Raw genomic sequence first — 21,209 nt, 5'->3', positions numbered from 1 at the left:
GCGCCAGTTTAAAAGTCAGCGAGTAATCGCGCTGTGTCCGTTTCACACCTTGTCCCATCGGGTTCTCCATTTATTGGGGGGAAAGGTGTAAACCATATTCAGGACGGGACAGTGAAAACAGAAAGGCCTCCATCCGGAGGCCTTTTGCATGGTGGAGCAAGCTTACGCCTGTGGTTTCAGGAAGTTGCGATAGAGCATATAGAGGTGGGCCGAGCTCCAGCTGAAGTTGCTTGCCCCCTGCATGGCGCCGGTCTCCGGATTGTAGTTTTCGCGGATGGGGCCGCTGCCCGCCAAGCCCTCTGCGTTGTTGAATAGCTTGTTGACCAGAGCCTCGGCATCGCTGCGGTAGCCGTAGTTCTCCAGCCCCTTCACCCCGAAGTAGAACTGATCGAGCCATACCCGGCCGCGCCAGTAGATATTGGGGTCGTAGGCCGGGTTGGTGAGTGCGGCTGTGCCCAGCGGAATCTTTGTGTTGAACTCCTGGGCGTTGAGCATCACCTCACGCACCCGCGCTGCTTTCTCCTTGTCTGCGACCTCTGCCCAGAGCGGGCTCCACCCTTCCGGGCCACGGCCGCGGGCGGTCAGCAATTTGCCGACGCAGCCGTTGCCGTCAGCCACATCCCCCTGACCAATCTGGCGATCGTAATAGAAGCCTGACGCCTCATCGAACATGCAGCTGTTGATGTAACCAGCCAGCTGGGTCGCGCCATCGCGGTAGCGGCTCGCGTCGTCCGGTTTACCAAGCAGGTCGGCCATGTCGGCCAAGATGCGTTTCTCCTTGGCGAGGAAGGCGTTGAGCTCCACTGACTCCTGATCGATGGAGAAGCCGATCAAATCGCCATTGTCCTGATGGTTTTCAAAGAAGGCGACGTTCCAGTCCTGACGTGCCTTGGCCAAATCTCCGCCATAAGTCTTGTCGGCATAGCGTTGCAGCTGGCCCGGTTCGATAAAGCCGAAGCGGGCGGCGTTGTCCATGCCGGACTCCCAACCGGCGCCGTGCTGAGCACCGATATCCATGTCGCTGTAACCGCCCACGTTCAACACCTGTTGATAGAGCGGCATACCGGCGCAGGCATACCAGCCATCTCCCTCACTGGTACAGCTGGAGAGATCCAGCCCGGCGGGAATACCGTTGGAGTACTGCACCTTGAAGGTGATATTGCCGTACTCGTCGTTGTGCTCCACATGCTTGGTGGCGCCATATTCGATGATGCCGTTGCGGTTGTTGTCCCGCGCGCGGTACCACCAGTCGTGGTAGGCCTTCAGCTTGGGATACATCTCGGCGATAAAGGCCTTGTCCTTGGTGGCGCTGTAGATCTCCCAGATGGCCCAGGCGGAGAGGGGCGGCTTGGTATCTCGCTCGTTCCAGTTGCCGCCATCGCCACCGCGATCCGCCAGCTTGTTGTAGAAGACGGCGTCGATCACCATGCCCGCATCTTGCGGTCGCACCGGGTCATCCGGCTGTACCTGATAGTCATACATGGCGCGCACGTTGTTCTTGGCCACCTCAGGGTTGAAGTGTGCCATGGCATAGGCGTGCTTCCAGCTGTCCCAAGCCCAGACGCCGTCGAACCAGCGGGCGGTATTGGAGGGGGTCACCCCGTCGTGGAGGATGGCGCCAGCCGGGGAGCGCCAGTTGCCATTGAGGGTCTCCATCGCCTTGACGGCGATGCGACGCTCCGACTCGGGGATCCCCTGATTGGAGAGACCGTTGGCAAGGTAGCCCTCCCAGCGGCGGATGGAGTCGGCAAAATAGCTGGCCGGGTTGGCAAGCAGGGCTTGACGGCTCTGCTGATGGCGGCTGGCGTCATCTGCGGAGTGGAGATAGCTCTGCAGGGTGTAGATATCCTCGCTCCCCTTGGCGGCCAGGGTAATGCTGGCGTCGCTTTGGTAGCCCAGTGTCTTCTGGTCGAGGGTGGTGCGACTTGGCAGGGTGCGGTCGATTCGATAGCGGGCGCTGCCGCTCTGCATGATGTTCCAGGTGCTGCGCAGTTTACCGAACTGGAATTCGATTCCTTTGTCGCTCTCGCTGATGGTGCGTGTCCAGCCTGGATATTTGCTGGCAATCGTATCCTTGGCATCCCATTGATTGAGCAACTCGCCCTGCCAGTTGAGGTTGAGGGTGAGCGGTGTATCGGTCTGGTTGATGAGTCGGGTGCGGATAAGGGCGGTGCGGGCATCGCCATAACGCAGCTCCAGCTCCAGTGTGAAGGGCTCGAACTCGAAGCGTTGCACCAGCGCACCGGGAATGGCGTACGCCTCCTGCTTGCGGGCGCTGGTGAGCGGGAACGGGCGGCCGCTCGCATCGCTGAGGGTAAGCTTGTCCAGCTCGCTGGCAAAGAAGAGGCTGTACTCCTCGGAGATGACCATGGGGCCGGTAAAGCCCCCCCACTCCTTGTCGCTGGCAGGCAGCAGGAAACCGTGCCATGCCCCCAGATCGAGCAGCGGGTTGTATTTGAGGTTGGAGTAGCTGTCAAAGTCTCGGAATTGGGTCGGAGTTCCCCGACGGTCGATCACGTCCTTGTACTGGATGGCCTGCTCCGGTTTGGCGACTGTGCTGCTCTCTGTCTGGTTATCGTTGCAGGCAGTCAGTCCGAACAGGGCGGTGCCGAGGGCTACCGAGAGTAAAGTTTTACGAAACATTGCTCGCTCCAATTCCGTTTATGTAGGTTAAAAGGAAGATTTTTTACGCTTATTTTTAGTGAAAAGGTGTTCGGTAGCCATTGTATGGCAAGGGGAAAGAGAGCGTTGGCGCGAGATCACACTCTGAAGAGGTAGCAATGTGAGCGGGATCACCGGGTTACATCAGGTTACACAGAATTGGTTTTAAGTAATATTTTACTGGTCATTGCTCGCCAATCTGGCAGGGCAAGTGTGCAGGTATTGGTGGGGCGTCAGGCCGAACTCCTGTTTGAAGCGGGCGGCAAAGCGACTGGGGGAGTCATAACCGCAGGCGAGGGCGACCTCCAGCGGGGTCAGGCCCTGTTGCAACAGGTTGAGGGCGTGGCTCATGCGTACCTGAGCCAGCAACTGGCGAAAGCTGCGACCTTCGGCGGCCAGCTTGCGCACCATGGAGGCGCGGCTCATGGAGAAGTGGGGGGCCACCGCCTCCAGGGTGTGAGCGATGCCGGGGTCCACCGCCAGGTAGCGGGCCAGCCGCTCTGCGAGGGTCATGGTGCTGGCGGGAAAGAGCAATCCGAGGGCGTTGGCGGCCCGCAGCTCGGCATAGAAGCCGCGCAGCAGTTCGGCCTGGGTTGCCTCGCTCAGTCCCCGTTCGGCCATGGTGCTGATGAGTTCAAAGCAGAAGGCGAGCCCGGGGGTGACCTTGACGGCAGGTTCCTCCAGATCGGCGTGGGAAGAGGCTGACTCGGCCAGCCATTCTGGCGGCGGCGGGGTGAGCAGCGTGATGGCGTGGGAGCGAAACTTGCCCTGCTCCGGCTGATTGACGAAGGTGAGCTGGTGGCCTGCCGGGATCAGCAGCCATCGCTCCCTGTCAAACGACAGACGTCGCTCGCGCCACCATAGTTGCTTGCTCCCCTGGGTGACCCAGATAAGGGTCGGGGCGTAGATGAGCACCCGATGCAGGGGCTGCTGGCGGATCCCGAGATAGTGGCTCTGTTGCAGCAGGGGAGTGCTCATCCGGTTGGCTCCTAGGGGGTGACGAAGGTGGCGGTCAGGGTGGCCTTGCCGAGCGCCATGCTGTTGAGCATGTAGCCTACCATAGCCGGCGGGGTATCGGCCTTCACCTCGAGATCATGGGGCAGGGCCCAGGCGGTGAACTGATAGCGGTGCATGCCGTGACCTGCGGGCGGGCAGGGGCCGCCGTAACCCTGGCTGCCAAAGTCGGTGCGGATTTCCAATCCCTGCTTGAGCTTGCCTGAGGCATTGCTGGCCAGCTCGCTCTGGGTGGCAGGCAGGTTCACCACCAGCCAGTGCCACCAACCGCTGCCGGTGGGGGCATCTGGGTCATAGGCGGTGATGGCAACACTCTTGGTGCCTGCCGGCAGATCCTGCCAGCTCAGTTGGGGCGAGTGGTTGTCGCCGCTGCAGCCAAAGCCGTTGAAGCTGAACTGTTTGTCCATCAATTGGCCTTCGTGAATGTCCGTACTCTTCAGGGTCATGGCAAAGGCCGGCATGGCCGTCAGGCAGAGCAGTGGCAACAGGGCACTCTGTTTGAGCAATTTCATCGGGTGACTCCTCGTGTGGTAACGGGTTCACTTTAACGAGGGCAGGGTAGAATGTTATTGCAGAACGGCTCAATGTGAGCTCGAATGGTGAGTTAATTGAGCCTTTTGGTGGCTTTATGGCAAGAAGGTAAACGGCAGCCATAAAAAAACCGGCATCAGGGATGCCGGTTTTTTGTTTGACGATGAGAAGTGCGGCTTAGCGCAGGATCATCTCGTCACGGCCCGGGCCGACGGAAACCATCGGAACCGGTACGCCGAGCAGCTCTTCGATACGCAGCACGTACTGCTGGGCCGCTTTGGGCAGCTCTTCGAAGGTGCGGCAGCCGGTGATGTCTTCGCTCCAGCTTTCCATCTGCTCGTAAACCGGCTTCAGGGCTGCAGTTTGCGGCCAAATCGGGTTCTCGGTGTGGGCACCTTCGTAAGCTACGCAGATCTTCAGATCCGGCAGACCGGTCAGGCAGTCCAGCTTGGTCAGTGCCACTTCGGTGGCGGCTTGCAGCTCGACACCGTTTTTGGTGGCGACGGCGTCGAAGTAACCGACATCACGGGGACGGCCGGTGGTGGCACCGAACTCGTTGGTGATCTTGCGGAACTCGTCCTGGTTCTCCATGGCGGTCAGCAGGGTGCCGGTACCGACAGAGGAGCTGAATGCCTTGGCCACTGCGATGACGCGCTCCGGGCGCAGACCCGGCAGACCGCCACCGATACCGGCGTAGGCGCCAGATACGTGGGAGGAGGTCACCCAGGGGTATTCGCCGTAGATCAGGTCACGGCCAGCGCCCAGCTGCGCTTCGAACAGCAGGGTCTTGCCTTCGGCCTGCAGCGCTTTGAGCGGCATGCTGACGTTGCAGACGGCGTCGATCCACGGTGCAGAGACTTCCAGCAGCCAGTCAGCCATCTCCTGGGCAGTCTGGGTGAATTCGAAGGAGGGGTAGATAGCCTTCATCTGCGGCAGTTTCCAGTCCAGCATGAACTGGATGCGCTCGACCAGCACGTCCGGCTGTTTCAGCCAACCAACCAGGATCGCTTTTTTCATGACGCGATCGCCGTAGGCAGGGGCGATGCCCTGACGGGTGGAGCCATAGGCGCCGTCACCCAGGCGTTGCTCTTCCAGGGTATCTTCCAGTGCGTGCAGCGGCAGGCACAGGGTTGCGCGGTCAGAGATGGCCAGCTTCGGAGTCACGCCGGAGGCTTTGACTTCCTCGAGCTCGACGGTCAGTTTCTCGGGGCTGATCACCATGCCCGGGCCGAGGACAACCAGGCAATCCGGGTTGAATACGCCACTCGGAACCTGGTGCAGCTTGAAGGTGCCAAGGTCGTTGACCACGGTGTGGCCAGCGTTGTTGCCGCCCTGGAAGCGAATGCTGGCGCCAGCTTGACCTGCCAGATAATCCACGATGCGGCCTTTGCCTTCATCACCCCAGTTAGCACCTACGACTACGATAGACGACATGACTCTTTCTCCTAAGACGTTAGGCGTCCATCCTAGGAGCCTGATGCGGATTAGAAAAATTAATTATCTTTATAATTCCGATAAGAGAACCATATAATTATGGCCAATTAAGCGGCAAACTGCTCGATTTTGCCTGGCAAGCCCCGCACCTCGCGGGTTGAGGGACTCTTATGCTGGATATTCACTGGCTGCAAACCTTTGTCACCCTGGCCCGATTGCAACATTTTGGCCAGACCGCCACCGAGCTGCACATGACCCAGCCCAATGTCAGCCTGCATATCAAGCGGCTGGAGCAGGCGACCCGGGTGCGGCTGATCGAGCGCAGCCCGTTTCGCCTGACGCAGGCGGGGGAGCGACTGCTGCAAAGCGCCGAGCGCACCATTGCCGAGTTGCAGCTCTGCCAGTCCGATCTCAATGCCCTCAACCAGCTGAGTCAGGGGACGCTGGCCATCGCCGCCAGCGACATTATCTCCCGCCTGCTGCTTATCCAGCCGTTCCAGCGCTTCAAGCGGGAGTTCCCCGGCATCGACCTCACTCTGTTCAATACCACTTCGGATCAGGCTGCCGAGCTGGTCAAGGCGGGCAAGGCGGATCTGGGCTTCGTGATGGCGCAAAAGCGCAGCGAGCCACTCTTCTATACCGAGCTGCAACAGGTGACCTGGTGCGCGCTGGGTCATGGCCTTGCCCGTTGGCAGGCGCGGGCGGTGGCGGGGGAGAGCGATCCCCTCGATGAGCCGACCCTGATCCTGCTCGGTCACGACACCCGCACCCGGGCGCTGATCGATCCATCTCTGCCGCTGTTGGCGTTACCCCCTTGCCGCATCATGGAGGTGGGCAGCGTGGACGCCCAGCTGGATTGGGCCGAGGCGGGCTTTGGTGTCGCCATCGTGCCGGACTTCTCCCTGCATCCGCGCCTCAACCTCACCGCGCCGGTCACCAGCCTCGGCGACTTTCCCGGTACCAGTCTGGGCTACGTGGTGCGCCAGAATCAGGTGTTGTCGCGGGCCATCAAGCAGTTGCTGCACTGGGTGGAGGAGGAGATCCAGAAGCCCAACCCCTATCTGACCCGGGTGATGGAGCCGTAGCGGGGTGGCAAGGTGAGCAGGCCTATCGGGGTGACTGTGCCGCCATCAATTGCGTCACTATCGAACGCGCGTAAACAATCAGGGCAGCCGAGGCTGCCCTGATGCATTTGTGGGAGCTGACCATTCAGGGTTGCAGCTGTGTGGCTGCGCTGGTGGCAGGGGAGGGCAGTGTATCGGTTTTATCCTGCGGTGGGGTTTCGCCAGTCACCGCGCTGCTGGCAGGCTGGATTGCCTGCTCTTGCGGCGCAGTGGCTGCAGAGGCGCCTTGTGGCAACTGAGTCGACACGGTAGCCGATGGTGATGGAACCGTTGACGCTGCGGCAGAAGGAGCCATGCTCTCACCCTCGGTGGTTGGCGTAGCAGTGAGCTCGGGGGCGACCTCAAGCGCCTCTTCGGGCAAGGGATTAACCTCTGTTGCTTCTGTTGCCACTGCGGCACTGCTGGTGGCGGTCGCGTCAGAAGGCGCCTCAATGGGCGTTGTCATCCCGTCGGCGGCACTCACCTGCTCTGTCGTGGGCACCGCCTCCGAGGCCGATGGCGCTGGTGTTAACAGCTCCGGCGTCAGCTGTTCCGCGGTTAACTGCTCGGGGGTCAGTGACAAGGGAGCTGGCGGTTGATCCGACATCCCCGCATGGAGGGGCAGCTCGGTTTGCGCCTGCAACTGCTCGGGGGTCACCTTGCTCAGGGCTGGATGCAGCCGACTGAACTGTTTGACCCGGGCCAGCAGGGTATCGCGCACGGTTCGGACGATGGGGTCCGGCAGGCTGGCCAGCGCCACCAGTTCGGCACTCATCCCGATATTGTTGATGGCGGTGGTCTGCCCCGGATAGAGGTTGGCGGCGATGCGGCTGCGCTGGTAGTAGGAGTGTTGTTTGAGCAGCCTGTCGATCTGCTCCCCTTCGATGGGGATGAGGCGCACCTTGCAGCGGCTGATCAGATCGCCGACCGCCAGACTGGGGTGACCGGCTACCACAAAAGCGGCATCCAGCGAGCCATCGCACAGCCCTTCCAGCGGTTCGCTGTCCGATTTGAGCTGATAGGCAGCAAACTGCCCGGGTTGCCATCCCATGGCTGCCATCAGGGCCTGGCTGGTGATCTGCTCACCGGCGCCCTTGTTTCCCGGATAGACCCGTTTCCCTTCGATATCTGCCAGGGTGGTGATGCCGCTATTGGGGGCGGCCAGCAGGGTTAACGACTCCTGATAGAGGCGAAACAGGCTGCGCAGCTCATTGTTGGTCCCCTGCCCGCTGAAGGGGCCGGTGCCGTGCAGGGCGTGGTGCAACACATCGGACTGCACCAGCGCCAGCTGTACGTCCCCCTTGTCGAGTGCCTTGAGGTTGGCCATCGAGCCACGGGTGCTCTGCACAGTGCAGCTGTCCCCATGCAGGGCATGGCCGGCATTGAGCACCCGGCAGATGGCGCCACCGGTCGGGTAGTAGACCCCGTTGAGCGGGCCTGTTCCGATAGTCAGCGCCTGGCTGCCAAAGGGGAGCAGCGCAGAGAGTGCACAGAGTGGGAGCAGAAGGTGATGCAAGATCCGTAGAGACATAATTGACCGTTGACTGAGTTGACCGCTGGCTGATGACACAGGGAAAAAGGGATGGGGCTTGCCCATCCCGTTGCTGGCTGATCAGGGCTTGTTGTTGAGGATTGCCCGCTCCATCCGCGCCAGCGCGTCGGTCAGCCGTGCCTTGGGGCAGCCGAAGTTGAGCCGCACAAACTGACCGTCGCCAAACTGGGCGCCGGGGGAGAGACCAACGCCGGCCTGCTCGAAGAAGGCGATGGGATCGGCAAGGCCAAGGGCGCTCACATCGATCCAGGCCAGATACGTCGCCTGATGACTGGCCAGCTTGACGCCGGGCCAGCGGGCAACTGCCTGCTGGATCAGGGCCAGATTGGCCGCCAGATAGTCGAGCTGCTCGGTCAGCCACTGTTCGCCGCCCTCATAGGCCGCTTCGGCGGCGACAAAGCCCAGCAGGTTGACGTCGGCGCTGATGCCGCGCATCGCCTGTTGCAGCCTGAAGCGCAGACGGGCGTTGGGGATAATGGCGAAGGAGCAGCAGAGACCGGCGATATTGAAGGTCTTGCTCGGGGCCATCATCACCGCGCAGCGCTCGGCCGCTTGCGCACTGATGGCGCCGTAGGGAATGTGGCGGGCGTTTTTATCCAGCAGCAGATCGCAGTGGATTTCATCGGAGCAGATCACCAGATTGTGGCGCGCAGAGATGGCATCGATGGTCAGCAGCTCGTCACGGGTGAAGATGGTGCCGCCCGGGTTGTGGGGGTTGCAGAGCAGCAGCAGATCTGCGGCGGGGGCCTGACGCTCCAGCTCTGCCAGATCCAGCACCCAGCGACCTGCTTCCTCAATCATCGGCACGGTGAGCAGGGGACGATCATTGAAACCCGGCGCCTGCAGGAAGGGGTAGTAGACCGGCTTGGGGGTGATGATGCCGCGGCCATGCTGGCTCCACGCCTTGCAGGCAAGGTTGAGCCCCGGCACCACGCCCGGCAGGAACACCAGCCATTCGGGCTCGATTGCCCAGCCATAGCGGGTCGCCATCCGTTCGATAATGAGTTCGATCAGGCGCGGCGAGGGGCGTGAATAGCCGAAAATGCCGTGGGCGACCCGTTTGGTCAACGCCTCGATCACGGACGGGGGGGAGACAAAGTCGGTATCGGCAACCCACATGGGCAGCACATCCTGACCCTTGTACTTGTCCCATTTCAGGCTCATGGTGCCACTGCGGTCTACTTCCTGATCAAAATCAAACATGCGAACTCCTTGTGCTGGCAGGATGGGCTTTCACTCTACGGGGTCGCGGCCTCCCTCGCAAGGCGCACACCTGCTTATGCATCCTTGAGCCCGCTCTTGATAGTGACATAAGATAGGCGCCGAATTTTCATACGGCTGCCGCCCGTTAGCCCGTATCGTCCCTCCAACCAGTGGTAACCCTATGAGCTTGTCGATAGCGGCGGTCAAACGCCCTGACCCCGTATCTCTTTCATTTCTTGCCGTGACCTTTATGACCGGCGTCGCGGTGGCACTGCAGGTGCCTACCTTAAGTCTGTTTCTGGCCGAAGAGGTGCAGGTGCGCCCCTTTCTGGTCGGGCTCTTCTATACCATCAATGCTGTGGTGGGCATTCTGGTCAGCCAGTGGCTGGGCCATCGCTCCGACAACAAGGGGGATCGCAAGCGACTGATCCTGCGCTGCTGTTTTGCCGGAGTGGCGCTCTCCCTGCTGTTTGCCTGGAACCGCAACTACTGGCTGCTGGCGAGTCTGGGGGTCATGCTGGCGGCGCTGGCGGCCACTGCCAGTCCCCAGCTGTTTGCGCTGGCGCGGGAGTATTCTGACAGCCGCAACCGGCGGGCTGACATGTTCAGCTCGGTGATGCGGGCCCAGTTTTCGCTGGCCTGGGTCATAGGCCCGCCCATCGCCTTCGCGCTGGCCATCGGCTACGGTTTCGAGCTGATGTACCTGGCCTCGGCACTGGCCTACCTGCTCTGTGCGCTGGTAGTGTGGCGCTGGCTCCCCTCTCTCCCTTTGCCCAAGCTGGCCGAAGAGACAGAGCGGGTCAGCAGCTGGCGGGATCCGGCGGTGCGGGCGCTCTTTATCGCCTCAACCCTGATGTGGACCTGCAACAGCATGTACCTCATCAATATGCCGCTCTACATCACTCGCGAGCTCGGGATGGATGAGAAGCTTGCCGGTATCCTGATGGGCACGGCAGCGGCGCTGGAGATCCCCTTCATGCTGCTGGCGGGTTACTACACGGCGCGCTTTGGCAAGCGCCCCATGATGTTGCTGGCGGTGCTGGCTGGCGCGGCCTTTTACACAGGTCTGGTGACCCTCACCGACCAATACGCCCTGATCGCCTTGCAGCTGTTCAACGCCATCTTCATCGGTATCGTGGCGGGGATCGGCATGTCTTACTTTCAGGATCTGATGCCGGGGCGAGCCGGGGTGGCGACCACCCTGTTTGCCAACAGCATCCGCACCGGCTCCATCATGGCGGGGGCCATCGCCGGTGTGGTGGCGGAGGTGTGGAGTTTCCACGGGGTCTTTATGGTGGCGTTGGGATTGGCACTGGTAGCACTGGCCGCCAGCTGGCGGGTGCCCAACGTCTGACGGGGGATCTGGCTGTTATTTATCGTGCCGGGGCTGGGCGTGCGGGAGCGGCGCTGATTCTCCCTGATACTCGTTACGCAGGCAGCGCAGCAGCAGCTCGGTCGCGGGGCCGAGGGATTCGGGGGAGAGGGTCAGCAGATAAGTGTAGAGGTGGCGCTCGTTGCCGCTCTCCAGATCCAGCTGTATGAGCGAACCTTCCGCCAGCTCCCGCTCTACCAGATGGCGCGGCAGCCAGGCATAGCCGAGGCCAAGGCGCAGCATGGCGAGCACTTCGTGGTAGTGGGTCGCCTTCCAACCGGTATCATCCGCATCGTTCCAGTCCACCGAGCGGTGAATGGGGGGATGCAGGCTGATCTGGTTGTGGCTGGTCAGCACGTCGCTGCGGATGGGCCCCTCCTCCTGTGCCAGCGGATGGCTGGCGGCGCAGAGGGGCAGCAGGCACACCTCGTCCAGCAACAGGCCGGTGCGATCGCCGGGCAGGTGCTCGGAGAGCATCAGATCCCCCGGTTGCAGGGCGTTGAAGTGGCAGTGAATGCGTTCGTGCAGGTTGACCCGGCAACCCCGGCTGCGGGGATAGAAGCTGGCCAGCGCCCGATAGAGGCGATCCCTTGGCTGCAGCGCCGAGACATAGAGGTTGATCTGCGGCTCCCACTGCCGCTCCAGGTTGTTGGCCAGATTCTCCAGCTCTTCCACCTGCTGGCTCAACTGACGGGCCCGCTTGAGGAAGATCTCGCCCGCCGGCGTCAGCACCGCCTTGCGGCCGCGCACCTCCAGCAAGGGCACCCCCAGACTCTGCTGCAACTTTGCAACCGCATGATTGAGGGAGGACTGGCTCTTGTTCAGCGCCTCGGCCGCCTGGGCGTAGCCGCCGCAGTCGACCACCGCCTGAAAGATCCGCCATTGCTCAAACGTGCTCTTGGGACGAAACATAGTTCAACCTGATTGGAGATAGGATGGTCAGTGGTTCGAACAGGGAGCCTGTGCCCCCTATTCAATTTAACCCTTGCCGCACAACACTCTGGGTATTTTATTGATTTATTTGGGCTGGGCCACGCAACTTGTTTATTTTGGCTGAGCCACAAAGGTCTGGCCGGTTTTGCCGCGGCTGTCCGACCCCATCAGGTAGAGGTAGAGCGGCATCAGGTCGGCCGGAGTCTTGAGGTTCATGGGATCTTCCGCCGGGAAGGCGCTGGCGCGCATCTTGGTGCGGGTGCCGCCCGGATTGAGGGTATTGACCCGCACACCGGTGTTCTCAAGCTCGTCGGCCAGCACTTCCATCATCCCCTCGATGGCGAATTTGGAGATGGCATAGGTGCCCCAGTAGGCGCGCCCCTTGCGCCCCACGCTGGAGGAGGTGTAGACGATGGAGGCATCGCCCTGCGTCTTGGCAGTCTGGCGTAGCAGCGGCAGCAGCGCCTGGGTCAGCAGGAATTCCGATTTGACGTTGACCTGCATCACCTCGTCCCACTCCTTCTCCTGAATGTGTTCAAACGGAGAGAGGGTGCCAAGCAGACCGGCGTTGAACAGCACGCCGTCGAGGCGGCCAAACTGCTGGGCGAAGGTTTCGGCCATGCCGCGGTAGTGGGCGGCGGTGGCCCCTTTCAGATCCACCGGCACGATGGCTGGCAGCGGATAACCGGCCGCTTCAATCTGGTCATACACGGCTTCGAGTTTGGCGCTGGTGCGGCCGAGCAGGATCACGGTGGCACCGTGAGCGGCGTAGGTGAGGGCGGCTTCGCGGCCGATCCCGTCGCCGGCACCTGTGACCAGAATGACTTTATCCTTAAGCAGATCGCGGGGTGCCTGATAATCGAGCATGACAACTCCTGTTAACAAATTCCGGCCATAAGTGCATGGCAATCGGCGCCAAGTGTACTGATCCGCGCGCCTGTTTGACCAGCCAGCGGCAAGAAAAATGTGAAGAAAATAGAGAGGTTGTGATGCTCGGGTTGGTTTTTCCGGTCACTGGCTGCGATTTTTTGCGCGCCTCCACCAAACTCCCTAGAATGTGACGAAAACCGATCCATTCTGGAGTCCATCGTGACATTTCTGACCGAATATGGCCTGTTTCTGGCCAAGACAGTGACCTTCCTGCTGGCCATCGGCGCCATCATCCTGATGATCGTCAGCACTCGCCAGCCGAAAGCGCGCAAGGGTGAGCTGGTGGTGACCGATCTCTCGAGCGAGCTGGAGCAGGGGCAGTTTGCGCTCAAGAGCGCGCTCGCCAGCAAGACCGAGCGCAAGGTGATGGAAAAGCAGCAGAAAGAGGAGCAGAAAAAACGCGCCAAGGCGGGGGATGAGCGCAGTCGCCTGTTCGTGCTCGATTTCAACGGCAGCATGGATGCCAAAGAGGTGGCCTCTCTGCGCGAAGAGGTGAGCGCGGTGATTGGCGTGGCCCAGCCCGGCGACGAGGTACTGCTGCGGCTCGAATCCGGTGGCGGCGTGGTGCATGGCTACGGCTTGGCCGCCTCCCAGTTGCAGCGACTGCGCGATCGTGACATCAAGCTCACCGTGGCTATCGACAAGGTGGCGGCGAGCGGTGGCTACATGATGGCCTGTGTGGCGGACAAGATCCTGGCTGCCCCCTTTGCCATCGTCGGCTCCATCGGGGTGATCGCCCAGATGCCGAACTTCAACAAGTTGTTGAAAAAGCACGATATCGAATTCGAGATGCACACTGCCGGTCAGTACAAGCGCACTATCACCATGTTCGGCGAGAACGACGATCTGGGGCGCGAGAAGTTTCGCGAGGAGCTGGCGGCGATCCACGAGCGCTTCAAGGCCTTTGTGGCCGAACACCGCCCGCAACTCGATATCGATCAGGTCACGACCGGCGAGCACTGGCTGGCAAGTCAGGCCAAGGGGCTGGGGTTGGTGGATACCCTCTGCACCAGTGATGACTATCTGCTGGCGCAGGCCAGCCACCACAAGGTGATCGGCATCAGCTATCGCAAGCCAAAAAGCCTGACCCAGAAGCTGGGGCAGCAGGGCGCGCAGGCGCTGGAAGCCGGATTGGGGCGGCTGTGGCAGCAGAGCCCCTGGCGCTAAGCCTGGCTCTCTGGCGTTAGCCAGAGGGAAATCCCGCGATAAAAAGGCCAGCCGATGCCCATCGGCTGGCCTTTTTGCATCCGGTTGCACCTTGCTGGCGAGGGTTGTTTCTATTGAGGCCCTCTGTTACAACTGAATGCTTTCCCCGTTTATGACAGGATCTTGTGGTAAGAGCTGCGGGGCATGGAGCATAGCGATGTCATGGAGCACCTTCAGGCAATTTACCCCGCTGGTCTGGATCGTCATTCTGGGTACCTTCATGGTGCGTACCAGCTACTATATGGTGTGGCCCTTCCTCTCCATTCTGTTCTATCGGGAGTATGACCTTTCGGCCACCTTCATCGGCCTGTTGCTGGGTGGCTCGATGGCCCTCTCTACCCTGGTCAGTTTTTACGGCGGCTGGCTCTCTGATCGCTTCGGGCGGCGCAGCATTCTGCTGGCCGGTTGTCTGGTGGCGATGCTCTGTTTCGGCCTGCTCGGTTTTTCGCACGAGGTGTTCTGGCTCGGAGTCGGGGTGATGGGCAGCGGCCTCTCGTCGGGGCTCATCGATGCCCCCGGCAAGGCGTTGATGGCCGACAGTCTGGCCTCGGCCAAGGCGCGGGAGCTGGCACTGCACCTGCGCTATTTTCTGCTCAACCTGGGGGCCGCGCTGGGGCCGCTGCTCGGGGTGACCCTCGGGATCAACGCCCAGCAGGAGACCTTCCTGTTTCTGGTGGTGAGCTATTTGCTGCTGGCGCTGGCCTTTGGCTGGGGATTTCGCCGGGCTGGCAGCACAGGCAAGCCGGGTGCTGCTGGCCCCGGACTGCGGGATGCCATCAAGGTGTTGCTGGCGGATCGCGCCTTCCTGCTGCTGGTGATGGCCAATCTCCTGATGGTGCTGGTCTACTCCCAGTTTCACTCGCCGCTGGTGCAATACCTGACCCGAGCCGGTATGCCGCAGGTGGCCGAGCTGGTTGCTCTGCTGGTGGCGACCAACGCCCTGACCGTGGTGCTGCTGCAGTTTCCGCTGCTGCGGTTGTTGTCACGCTGGCCGGTGCGGGTGCGTCTTCATATCGGCATGGCGCTCTTTCTGGCGGCCCAACTGCTCTTCGCGCTGGGGGACCCGATGGTGCGCAGTCACTGGTTTGGCGCCGTGCTGCTGCTCAGCATCGGCGAGACCATCCTCTTCCCCCTGCTCAACGTGCTGATCGACCAGATGGCTCCTACCCACCTCAAGGGTAGCTACTTTGGTGCCAGCGCACTGGCCGGGTTGGGAGGGGCCGCCGGCGCCCTGCTGGGAGGCTGGATCCTCGAGCAGTGGAGCGGTCAGTTGCTCTATGTGCTGATGGCGCTGCTTTGTGTGGCGATTTTTGCGCTTTACGAGTGGGGCGCCAGAGTACAGCGTCCCGCAGTGGCCACGTCTGTGGTTGAGCGGAGCTGACCCGGTTAATGCGGGGATCTGTGATGCTGAATGTTCAGTGCGTGCTACCCGGCGTCTTCTCTTTGAGCGCCTTCTTGGCTGCGTACATCCTCTCGTCGGCGAGCCGGATCAGGTTTAGCCCGTCGTCGTAGTGCTCCGGCCCGGTCTGCACTATGCCGATACTGAGGGTGAGATCGCCCAGCTGCTCCTTGACGGTGTTGATCAATCGTTTGAGATAGATATCCCGCGCCTGACTCTCGTTGCAGTTGGGCAGGATCAGGCAGAACTCATCTCCCCCATAACGAAAGCAGCTGTCTTCGGCGCGAAAGACCTGACGGATGCAGTGGCCGACGATGCGCAGGATCTCGTCTCCGCGCTGGTGACCTTCGGTATCGTTGATTTTCTTGAAGTTGTCGATATCGAGATAGGCGATGGCCATGGGTTCGGCACGGCGCTGACAGGTGCGCAGGCTTAGCAGCAACAGCTCGTTGAGGTGGCGAACGTTGAGCAATCCGGTCAGGGCATCGGTGCGGTTCAGCTCCTCCAGTTGCTTGGTACGCTCGCGTACTTTCTGCTCCAGACTCTTGGCATAGTTCTCCGACTTCTCTCTGGATGACTCTATTTCCGACACCAGACTGCGAATGTAGGTTTCGAAGACCAGAGTGATGTCGAACAGAAAGAGTTTGTCCAGTGCGGCCAGCATGACGAGGCGCTCCGGTTCATCGCGGATCTGCTCGAACATATCCTCGATCAGCAGGGCTTTGAGGGTGTTGATGGCGGCCAGATAGAGCTTGGGTTCGACCCCGATCCGCTTGTGAACCAGCCCGATCCGCAGCCGGTTGTTGACGTACTCCAGATCGTAATGGCCGCTGAAGAGATCGAGCACATAGCGCCGTTGTGCGGTGCGCAACCGTATGAGGGTATCAGCATCCCCGATCAACAGGGCGATTTCGGTGATGGCCGTCTGCTGCTGGTAGAAGCGATCCACCAGGGCGTCGATCCGTGGTTCTATCTTGCTGCAATAACTTGCCAGCCGCGCCACATCCTGTTCATTGAGCAGCAATAACTCCTTGCGATGGGCAATCTCGAAGTCGGTGATCCTCATCTGCTCAAGCAGGGTCTGTTCGGTCGGATTCATCGTCGTCCTCGGTTTATTACTGGGCGTTACGCTGTCCGTGAGGTGGGACAAACAAGCTGGCGTGGCAACTGATAGTGTAGTCAGTGAGGCTGGCTGCGTGCGCAATGCCCCCGTGTGGCGGGGGTCATGGAGGGTCAGGTGAGAGCTAAAGAGGCAAGAGTTCCGGAGAGGGTGCTCAGAACGTCAGCACCTTGTCGGCAGCCAGCGTCCATTGGGCCAGCATCGGCAGGGTGCCGACCTCAATGCCCTCGATCAGCGGCAGGGCGGTAATGCCACGGGCATCGGTGCAGGTCTTGCACAGGCGAATGGTGACGCCCTGTGCCAGCAGGATCTCCAGCATCTGGCGCAGGTTGTACCCTTCGGCCGGAGCCTGACCGGCCAGTGCTGCACTCACCGCATCGGACATCAGGAACAGCTTCAGGCTGGCACCACCCTGTTCGTTGAGGGCGATAGCGAGACGCAGGGCGTTGAACAGGGATTCGCTGCCATAGGGGGCACCGTTGGCAATGACCACAATTTGTTGATTCATAACAGACTCCCGATTGGAAAGAGCGCCATTGTAGAACCAACAGGGTGGCAATTGCGTGATGTTGCACAACTTCTGTCGCACCTTTTTCCCGCTTGCTTGACCCTGCTGCCGATCGAGGTTTTTATGGTCAGCTCGCAAACAAGACCGGATGAATCGAGATGTGGAAAGTATTGGGAGCCGGCTTGCTGCTGTTGGCGGGTCAGGCCTTTGGCAGTGAGGCGGTCGGTTGCAAGGCTCGTCTGCAGGCCGTCAACGACCAGCTGGTGTTTGCCAAAGTACACAATAACGCCGGGCAGATTGCCGGGCTGGAACAGGCCGCGCGCAATATCAAGGTCAACTGTACCGATGAAGGTCTGCTCAAGGAGCAGAAAGAGCGGGTTAACAAACTGCGCGGCGAGGTAGATGAGCGCCTGCTCGAGCTGCAGGAGGCGAGAGTCAGTGGCAAACCTGAGAAGATTGCCAAGCGACAGGCCAGGCTGGAGGAGTCCCAGACCAGGATGCTGGAGGCCCAGCGGGAGCTGGACAAACTGATCCGGCTGGTCGGCAAGTGATGCCCAGCCGCTGCACGCAGGATCAAAAAAGGCCGATTGCTCGGCCTTTTTTTCGTTTTACGGTCTGTGCATCAGCTACTGCTTGTGCATCCGCACAAACTTCTCCATCAGCTGATCTTCGGTCTCCACGTGGGCGGGATCCCAGATGATGCAGTCGATAGGGCAGACACTGATGCAGGTCGGCTTCTCATAGTGACCGACGCACTCGGTGCAGCGACTGGGGTCGATCTCGTAGATCTCCTCACCCAGGCTGATGGCCTGGTTGGGGCACTCGGGATCGCACATGTCACAGTTGATGCACTTGTCGGTGATGAGCAGCGCCATTTCAGGCCGCCGTGTGCGGGTTGCGGGTATCCTGGCTGTCGCCCAGATTGCGCAGCAAAATGCCGTAGTTCACATCCAGATCTTTCGGGACTGGCACATAGACCACGTGACCGTTGCCCGGCGCGGTATCGATAAGCTCGCCCTTGCGGTTCTCCATCTGCTCCAGATTGAAACGGACGTTGCCCTGCGGGGTCATCAGCTCCAGGTTGTTGCCCACCAGGAACTTGTTCTTCACCTCGACCTCGACCATGTCACCTTTGCGACCAGTGATCTCGCCGACAAACTGCTGGGTGTCGGAGACGGAGTAGCCGTAGTCGTAGTTCTGGTATTCGCTGTGGTTGTGACGGCGCAGGAAGCCCTCGGTATAGCCGCGGTGGGCCAGATTCTCGAGGGTGCCCATCAGGCTGCGGTCGAACGGACGACCCGCCACCGCATCGTCGATGGCCTTGCGATAGACCTGAGCAGTACGGGCGCAGTAATAGAACGACTTGGTGCGCCCTTCGATTTTCAGGGAGTGAACGCCCATCTTGGTCAGTCGCTCGACGTGCTCGACGGCGCGCAAGTCCTTGGAGTTCATGATGTAGGTGCCGTGTTCGTCTTCGAACGCGCTCATGTACTCGCCCGGGCGGTTGGACTCTTCCAGCAGAACCAGCGCATCGGTCGGTTTGCCAAGGCCTAGCGTGTTGTCCGGACGCACTTTGATCGGCTCCTGACGGTGGACGATCTGGCCCACGTCATCTTCTTTACCCTCGTGCACCTTATACTCCCAGCGGCAGGAGTTGGTGCAGGTGCCCTGGTTGGGGTCACGCTTGTTGATGTAGCCGGAGAGCAGGCAGCGGCCGGAGTAGGCCATGCACAGCGCGCCGTGAACGAACACTTCCAGCTCCATCTCCGGTACCTGCATGCGGATCTCTTCGATCTCGTCCAGCGACAGCTCGCGGGAGAGGATGGCGCGGGTCAGGCCCATTTGATGCCAGAACTTCACCGTGGCCCAGTTGACCGCGTTGGCCTGCACCGAGAGGTGAATGGGCATATCCGGGAAGGCTTCACGCATCATCATGATAAGACCGGGGTCGGACATGATCAGCGCATCGGGCTTCATCTCCACCACAGGGCGCATGTCGCGGATAAAGGTTTTGAGCTTGGAGTTGTGGGGCTGGATGTTGGCCACCACATAGAACTGCTTGCCCAGCGCATGGGCTTCGTTGATGCCCAGCTGCAGGTTTTCGTGATCGAATTCGTTGTTGCGCACCCGCAGGCTGTAGCGGGGCTGACCGGCATAGACGGCATCGGCGCCATAGGCGTAGGCGTAACGCATGTTCTTGAGGGAACCTGCGGGGGAGAGCAATTCTGGTTTAAACATGGCGGACTCTTTATATCTGATTGCAAATCAGGACGATGCCACCTGATGGCATCGTAGTGGTTGAGTTGCGGTGCAAGAAGCTCTCAGAGAGGAGGCTCAATGCAGCGCGACCCGATGACGGCATATCCGGGGTTATCTAAAGAAGATACGCCGGATATTCGGGGTGCGAGATTGTACTCGTCCCCACGTCATCATGCAATTTGGCAGGACATTGTTGGCTGCGCGAGCCGATAGGATGCCGAAATGAAACCGCCGCTCAGGCCCAACGGAAGAGGGGGGAGGGCATGGCGTAGGCGTAACCCTGTTGATAGTCACAGCCGAGCTGATCGGCAATCTCGATATGGGTCTGGTTTTCCACCCCTTCGCACACCACCTTCATGCCGAGTCGCTGCAGGTACTCCACCAGTCCGGTCAGCATGCGCAAGGCATGGCTACTCTTGGTCGCTTGCAGCAGCAGGGAGCGATCCAGCTTGATGATCTCGTAGGGGAGCGCCATCACTCGCTGAAAATTGCACTCCTGGGTGCCAAAGTCATCGCAGGCGATATGGGCACCGTGGCTGCGCAGTACCTCGATCAGGGCCAACTCCTTGCGCTCTAGCGGGGCGTACTCCACCACCTCGAACCAGATTGCGATACCCAGCTTGCGGGCCTGCAAGAGAGTGAGTAACAGCAGGTTCTTATATGTAGGGCTCTCAAAAGCGGGGTTGAGGTTTATCGAGAGGGAGCAAGGAGCATGGCGTGCCAGCACGGGCAGATCACGCCAAATGGCTCTGAGCATAACGATATCCACATGCAGGGACTCGTCATCGCTGAGAGAGGGAAAGTCTATTCCCTGATAGCGCTGCTGGCGGGGTTCCCAGCGTCTGGCCAGCGCCTCAAAGCCGATGATCTGGCGATCACGGTCAACGATTGGCTGATAAAATGGCACGGCAATGTCCGCTGTCATCAGGGATGCCATGTCACCGACCGGAAACTCTTCTTTAAACGCAAACATGTCACTTCCCTGCTGACTGAGATGATTTCGGATAATAGGGGAGGATGTTGAAAGCTGGCTGTAGGAATTGTCTGATTGTTTGCAGAAAAAATACTTTGGCAGTATCAGATTATTCCGATTAAGTCCGGTGCATGGATTATCTAGACTGACCTCAATGACGAATCGCTGAGCCAAATATGATCATCTGGCGATCTGCATATATGGAGCTCGTATATTTTTCGGAGCCTTCAATGAATGAAGGCACCACTCTCTATCGTTTTTACAGTGTGATAATTATTCATGAATAAGATTTTTACTGTATTGCTGCTTATATTCAGCAGCAATGCCTTGGCATCGCCGGATATTAGCGTTGGCACCTTATATGACTATATGTCGGCAGAAAAAACTACGCTGCTCAAGCGGGTTAGAAATCTTGGTGATGAGACGGCCTTTGTCAAAATAACGCTGGCCGAAATTATATATGATGCCGATGGCGTGCCGAAGGAGCGGGAGTTACCGGAGGAGGGCGTTCGTCAGCTGGTGACAAGTCCATCACGGTTGATTATTCCGGCAGGTGGTATGCAGGCTACTCGTTTTATCTATATGGGAGTGCGGGAGCGAGAACGTTATTTTCGGGTGCGTTTTGTGCCGGTCAAACCACAGGACGATGAAATAACCGAATTACCACCACAGCAACAAATTAGCGCCGGGGTCAGCATCATGACCGGTTTTGGCACCATTCTCTTTGTGGCCCCCAAAGAGACCCGTTATGACACCCGGATTGACCGTAAAAACGGTGTTCTCTATGTGGAGAACCGGGGCAATGCCACCGTTATTCTCGATTATCTGGAACTGTGTGACCAAAAAGAGAGCTCATGCAGTCAACCGGAGAAGATGCATCTGCTGCCCGGCGTTAAAAAGCGGGTCAGTCAAGAGGCAACCCGGACGGTTCGTTTTGAACTGATCGAAGGGAAAAAATCGGTATTCAGGGAGTTCAAGCTCTGATCCCGATATATCACAAGAACGACAATC

General features: G+C 60.0%; 19 protein-coding genes. 6 read left to right on the top strand and 13 right to left on the bottom strand.

Features of this window, described 5'->3' with window-relative positions; genetic code table 11:
- Positions 1-162 precede the first annotated feature (162 nt).
- From ygjK to ACB042_RS07555, 4 genes are all read right to left on the bottom strand, one after another.
- Positions 163-2,643: an alpha-glucosidase gene (gene ygjK, locus ACB042_RS07570; protein ID WP_371178171.1), complete on the bottom strand. Its 2,481-nt coding sequence runs from the start codon at positions 2,641-2,643 to the stop codon at positions 163-165.
- Positions 2,644-2,838: 195 nt separating this feature from the next.
- Positions 2,839-3,639, bottom strand: a complete 801-nt coding sequence (locus ACB042_RS07565) for a helix-turn-helix transcriptional regulator (protein ID WP_371178170.1) — start codon at positions 3,637-3,639, stop codon at positions 2,839-2,841.
- Positions 3,640-3,650: 11 nt separating this feature from the next.
- Positions 3,651-4,187: a YbhB/YbcL family Raf kinase inhibitor-like protein gene (locus ACB042_RS07560; RefSeq protein WP_005353872.1), complete on the bottom strand. Its 537-nt coding sequence runs from the start codon at positions 4,185-4,187 to the stop codon at positions 3,651-3,653.
- Positions 4,188-4,383: 196 nt separating this feature from the next.
- Positions 4,384-5,640 (bottom strand): adenylosuccinate synthetase, encoded by a 1,257-nt coding sequence (locus ACB042_RS07555; protein ID WP_005362191.1) that lies wholly within the window; start codon positions 5,638-5,640, stop codon positions 4,384-4,386.
- Positions 5,641-5,810: 170 nt separating this feature from the next.
- Between ACB042_RS07555 and ACB042_RS07550 the strand changes: the two genes are divergently transcribed.
- Positions 5,811-6,725 carry a LysR family transcriptional regulator gene (locus tag ACB042_RS07550; protein ID WP_005353868.1) on the top strand — a complete coding sequence of 305 codons (915 nt, stop codon included), beginning with the start codon at positions 5,811-5,813 and terminating at the stop codon, positions 6,723-6,725.
- Between the two features lie 124 nt (positions 6,726-6,849).
- Here ACB042_RS07550 and ACB042_RS07545 read toward each other — a convergent pair whose 3' ends face one another.
- A complete protein-coding gene (locus tag ACB042_RS07545) occupies positions 6,850-8,274 on the bottom strand; it encodes a TAXI family TRAP transporter solute-binding subunit (RefSeq protein ID WP_371178169.1) in 1,425 nt (474 codons plus the stop codon).
- 81 nt (positions 8,275-8,355) lie between these two features.
- Positions 8,356-9,498 carry a MalY/PatB family protein gene (locus ACB042_RS07540; RefSeq protein ID WP_371178168.1) on the bottom strand — a complete coding sequence of 381 codons (1,143 nt, stop codon included), beginning with the start codon at positions 9,496-9,498 and terminating at the stop codon, positions 8,356-8,358.
- Between the two features lie 181 nt (positions 9,499-9,679).
- Between ACB042_RS07540 and ACB042_RS07535 the strand changes: the two genes are divergently transcribed.
- Positions 9,680-10,852, top strand: a complete 1,173-nt coding sequence (locus tag ACB042_RS07535; protein WP_103250803.1) for an MFS transporter — start codon at positions 9,680-9,682, stop codon at positions 10,850-10,852.
- 15 nt (positions 10,853-10,867) lie between these two features.
- Here the strand turns inward: ACB042_RS07535 and ACB042_RS07530 are convergent, their stop codons facing one another.
- Positions 10,868-11,782, bottom strand: a complete 915-nt coding sequence (locus tag ACB042_RS07530) for a LysR family transcriptional regulator (RefSeq protein WP_127005871.1) — start codon at positions 11,780-11,782, stop codon at positions 10,868-10,870.
- Between the two features lie 132 nt (positions 11,783-11,914).
- On the bottom strand, positions 11,915-12,670 hold the full coding sequence (locus ACB042_RS07525; protein WP_040069067.1) for a YciK family oxidoreductase: 756 nt from the start codon (positions 12,668-12,670) through the stop codon (positions 11,915-11,917).
- Positions 12,671-12,892: 222 nt separating this feature from the next.
- Here ACB042_RS07525 and sohB point away from each other — a divergent pair, with 222 nt between their 5' ends.
- Both sohB and ACB042_RS07515 read left to right on the top strand, forming a co-directional pair.
- A complete protein-coding gene (gene sohB / locus ACB042_RS07520; protein WP_103250804.1) occupies positions 12,893-13,900 on the top strand; it encodes a protease SohB in 1,008 nt (335 codons plus the stop codon).
- A gap of 196 nt (positions 13,901-14,096) precedes the next feature.
- Positions 14,097-15,320: an MFS transporter gene (locus ACB042_RS07515; protein ID WP_371178167.1), complete on the top strand. Its 1,224-nt coding sequence runs from the start codon at positions 14,097-14,099 to the stop codon at positions 15,318-15,320.
- Between the two features lie 34 nt (positions 15,321-15,354).
- Here ACB042_RS07515 and ACB042_RS07510 read toward each other — a convergent pair whose 3' ends face one another.
- Both ACB042_RS07510 and ACB042_RS07505 read right to left on the bottom strand, forming a co-directional pair.
- On the bottom strand, positions 15,355-16,437 hold the full coding sequence (locus ACB042_RS07510) for a diguanylate cyclase (protein ID WP_371178166.1): 1,083 nt from the start codon (positions 16,435-16,437) through the stop codon (positions 15,355-15,357).
- Positions 16,438-16,612: 175 nt separating this feature from the next.
- Positions 16,613-16,966 (bottom strand): DsrE/DsrF/TusD sulfur relay family protein, encoded by a 354-nt coding sequence (locus ACB042_RS07505; RefSeq protein WP_005334901.1) that lies wholly within the window; start codon positions 16,964-16,966, stop codon positions 16,613-16,615.
- Positions 16,967-17,124: 158 nt separating this feature from the next.
- On the opposite strand from ACB042_RS07505, the gene ACB042_RS07500 reads away from it, so the two are divergent.
- Complete coding sequence (locus tag ACB042_RS07500) at positions 17,125-17,517, top strand: DUF1090 domain-containing protein (RefSeq protein ID WP_371178165.1); 393 nt, start codon at positions 17,125-17,127, stop codon at positions 17,515-17,517.
- A 75-nt stretch (positions 17,518-17,592) separates the two neighbouring features.
- Here ACB042_RS07500 and ACB042_RS07495 read toward each other — a convergent pair whose 3' ends face one another.
- From ACB042_RS07495 to ACB042_RS07485, 3 genes are all read right to left on the bottom strand, one after another.
- Complete coding sequence (locus tag ACB042_RS07495; RefSeq protein ID WP_371178164.1) at positions 17,593-17,841, bottom strand: YfhL family 4Fe-4S dicluster ferredoxin; 249 nt, start codon at positions 17,839-17,841, stop codon at positions 17,593-17,595.
- Between the two features lies 1 nt (position 17,842).
- A complete protein-coding gene (gene yegQ, locus ACB042_RS07490; protein WP_005353849.1) occupies positions 17,843-19,204 on the bottom strand; it encodes a tRNA 5-hydroxyuridine modification protein YegQ in 1,362 nt (453 codons plus the stop codon).
- 256 nt (positions 19,205-19,460) lie between these two features.
- Positions 19,461-20,198: an EAL domain-containing protein gene (locus ACB042_RS07485; RefSeq protein ID WP_371178163.1), complete on the bottom strand. Its 738-nt coding sequence runs from the start codon at positions 20,196-20,198 to the stop codon at positions 19,461-19,463.
- 279 nt (positions 20,199-20,477) lie between these two features.
- Here ACB042_RS07485 and ACB042_RS07480 point away from each other — a divergent pair, with 279 nt between their 5' ends.
- Positions 20,478-21,182 carry a hypothetical protein gene (locus tag ACB042_RS07480; protein ID WP_371178162.1) on the top strand — a complete coding sequence of 235 codons (705 nt, stop codon included), beginning with the start codon at positions 20,478-20,480 and terminating at the stop codon, positions 21,180-21,182.
- Positions 21,183-21,209: the final 27 nt, after the last annotated feature.

It is taken from the genome of Aeromonas sp. S13(2024), from assembly GCF_041402405.1.
Classification (GTDB): Bacteria; Pseudomonadota; Gammaproteobacteria; order Enterobacterales; family Aeromonadaceae; genus Aeromonas; species Aeromonas veronii.
The sequence above is the reverse complement of the archived record's forward strand: the minus strand, read 5'-3'. Positions and strand labels throughout refer to the sequence as shown.

Bases quoted from the DNA above. Each gene is read 5' to 3' on its own strand.
- ACB042_RS07530 (WP_127005871.1), bottom strand. From the start codon at position 11,782: ATGTTTCGTCCCAAGAGCACGTTTGAGCAATGGCGGATCTTTCAGGCG.
- ACB042_RS07565 (WP_371178170.1), bottom strand. From the start codon at position 3,639: ATGAGCACTCCCCTGCTGCAACAGAGCCACTATCTCGGGATCCGCCAG.
- ACB042_RS07545 (WP_371178169.1), bottom strand. From the start codon at position 8,274: ATGTCTCTACGGATCTTGCATCACCTTCTGCTCCCACTCTGTGCACTC.
- ACB042_RS07480 (WP_371178162.1), top strand. From the start codon at position 20,478: ATGAATAAGATTTTTACTGTATTGCTGCTTATATTCAGCAGCAATGCC.
- ACB042_RS07555 (WP_005362191.1), bottom strand. From the start codon at position 5,640: ATGTCGTCTATCGTAGTCGTAGGTGCTAACTGGGGTGATGAAGGCAAA.
- ACB042_RS07540 (WP_371178168.1), bottom strand. From the start codon at position 9,498: ATGTTTGATTTTGATCAGGAAGTAGACCGCAGTGGCACCATGAGCCTG.
- ACB042_RS07525 (WP_040069067.1), bottom strand. From the start codon at position 12,670: ATGCTCGATTATCAGGCACCCCGCGATCTGCTTAAGGATAAAGTCATT.
- ACB042_RS07510 (WP_371178166.1), bottom strand. From the start codon at position 16,437: ATGAATCCGACCGAACAGACCCTGCTTGAGCAGATGAGGATCACCGAC.
- ACB042_RS07505 (WP_005334901.1), bottom strand. From the start codon at position 16,966: ATGAATCAACAAATTGTGGTCATTGCCAACGGTGCCCCCTATGGCAGC.
- ACB042_RS07495 (WP_371178164.1), bottom strand. From the start codon at position 17,841: ATGGCGCTGCTCATCACCGACAAGTGCATCAACTGTGACATGTGCGAT.
- ACB042_RS07550 (WP_005353868.1), top strand. From the start codon at position 5,811: ATGCTGGATATTCACTGGCTGCAAACCTTTGTCACCCTGGCCCGATTG.
- ACB042_RS07485 (WP_371178163.1), bottom strand. From the start codon at position 20,198: ATGTTTGCGTTTAAAGAAGAGTTTCCGGTCGGTGACATGGCATCCCTG.
- yegQ (WP_005353849.1), bottom strand. From the start codon at position 19,204: ATGTTTAAACCAGAATTGCTCTCCCCCGCAGGTTCCCTCAAGAACATG.
- ACB042_RS07515 (WP_371178167.1), top strand. From the start codon at position 14,097: ATGTCATGGAGCACCTTCAGGCAATTTACCCCGCTGGTCTGGATCGTC.
- ACB042_RS07535 (WP_103250803.1), top strand. From the start codon at position 9,680: ATGAGCTTGTCGATAGCGGCGGTCAAACGCCCTGACCCCGTATCTCTT.
- ACB042_RS07560 (WP_005353872.1), bottom strand. From the start codon at position 4,187: ATGAAATTGCTCAAACAGAGTGCCCTGTTGCCACTGCTCTGCCTGACG.
- ACB042_RS07500 (WP_371178165.1), top strand. From the start codon at position 17,125: ATGTGGAAAGTATTGGGAGCCGGCTTGCTGCTGTTGGCGGGTCAGGCC.
- ygjK (WP_371178171.1), bottom strand. From the start codon at position 2,643: ATGTTTCGTAAAACTTTACTCTCGGTAGCCCTCGGCACCGCCCTGTTC.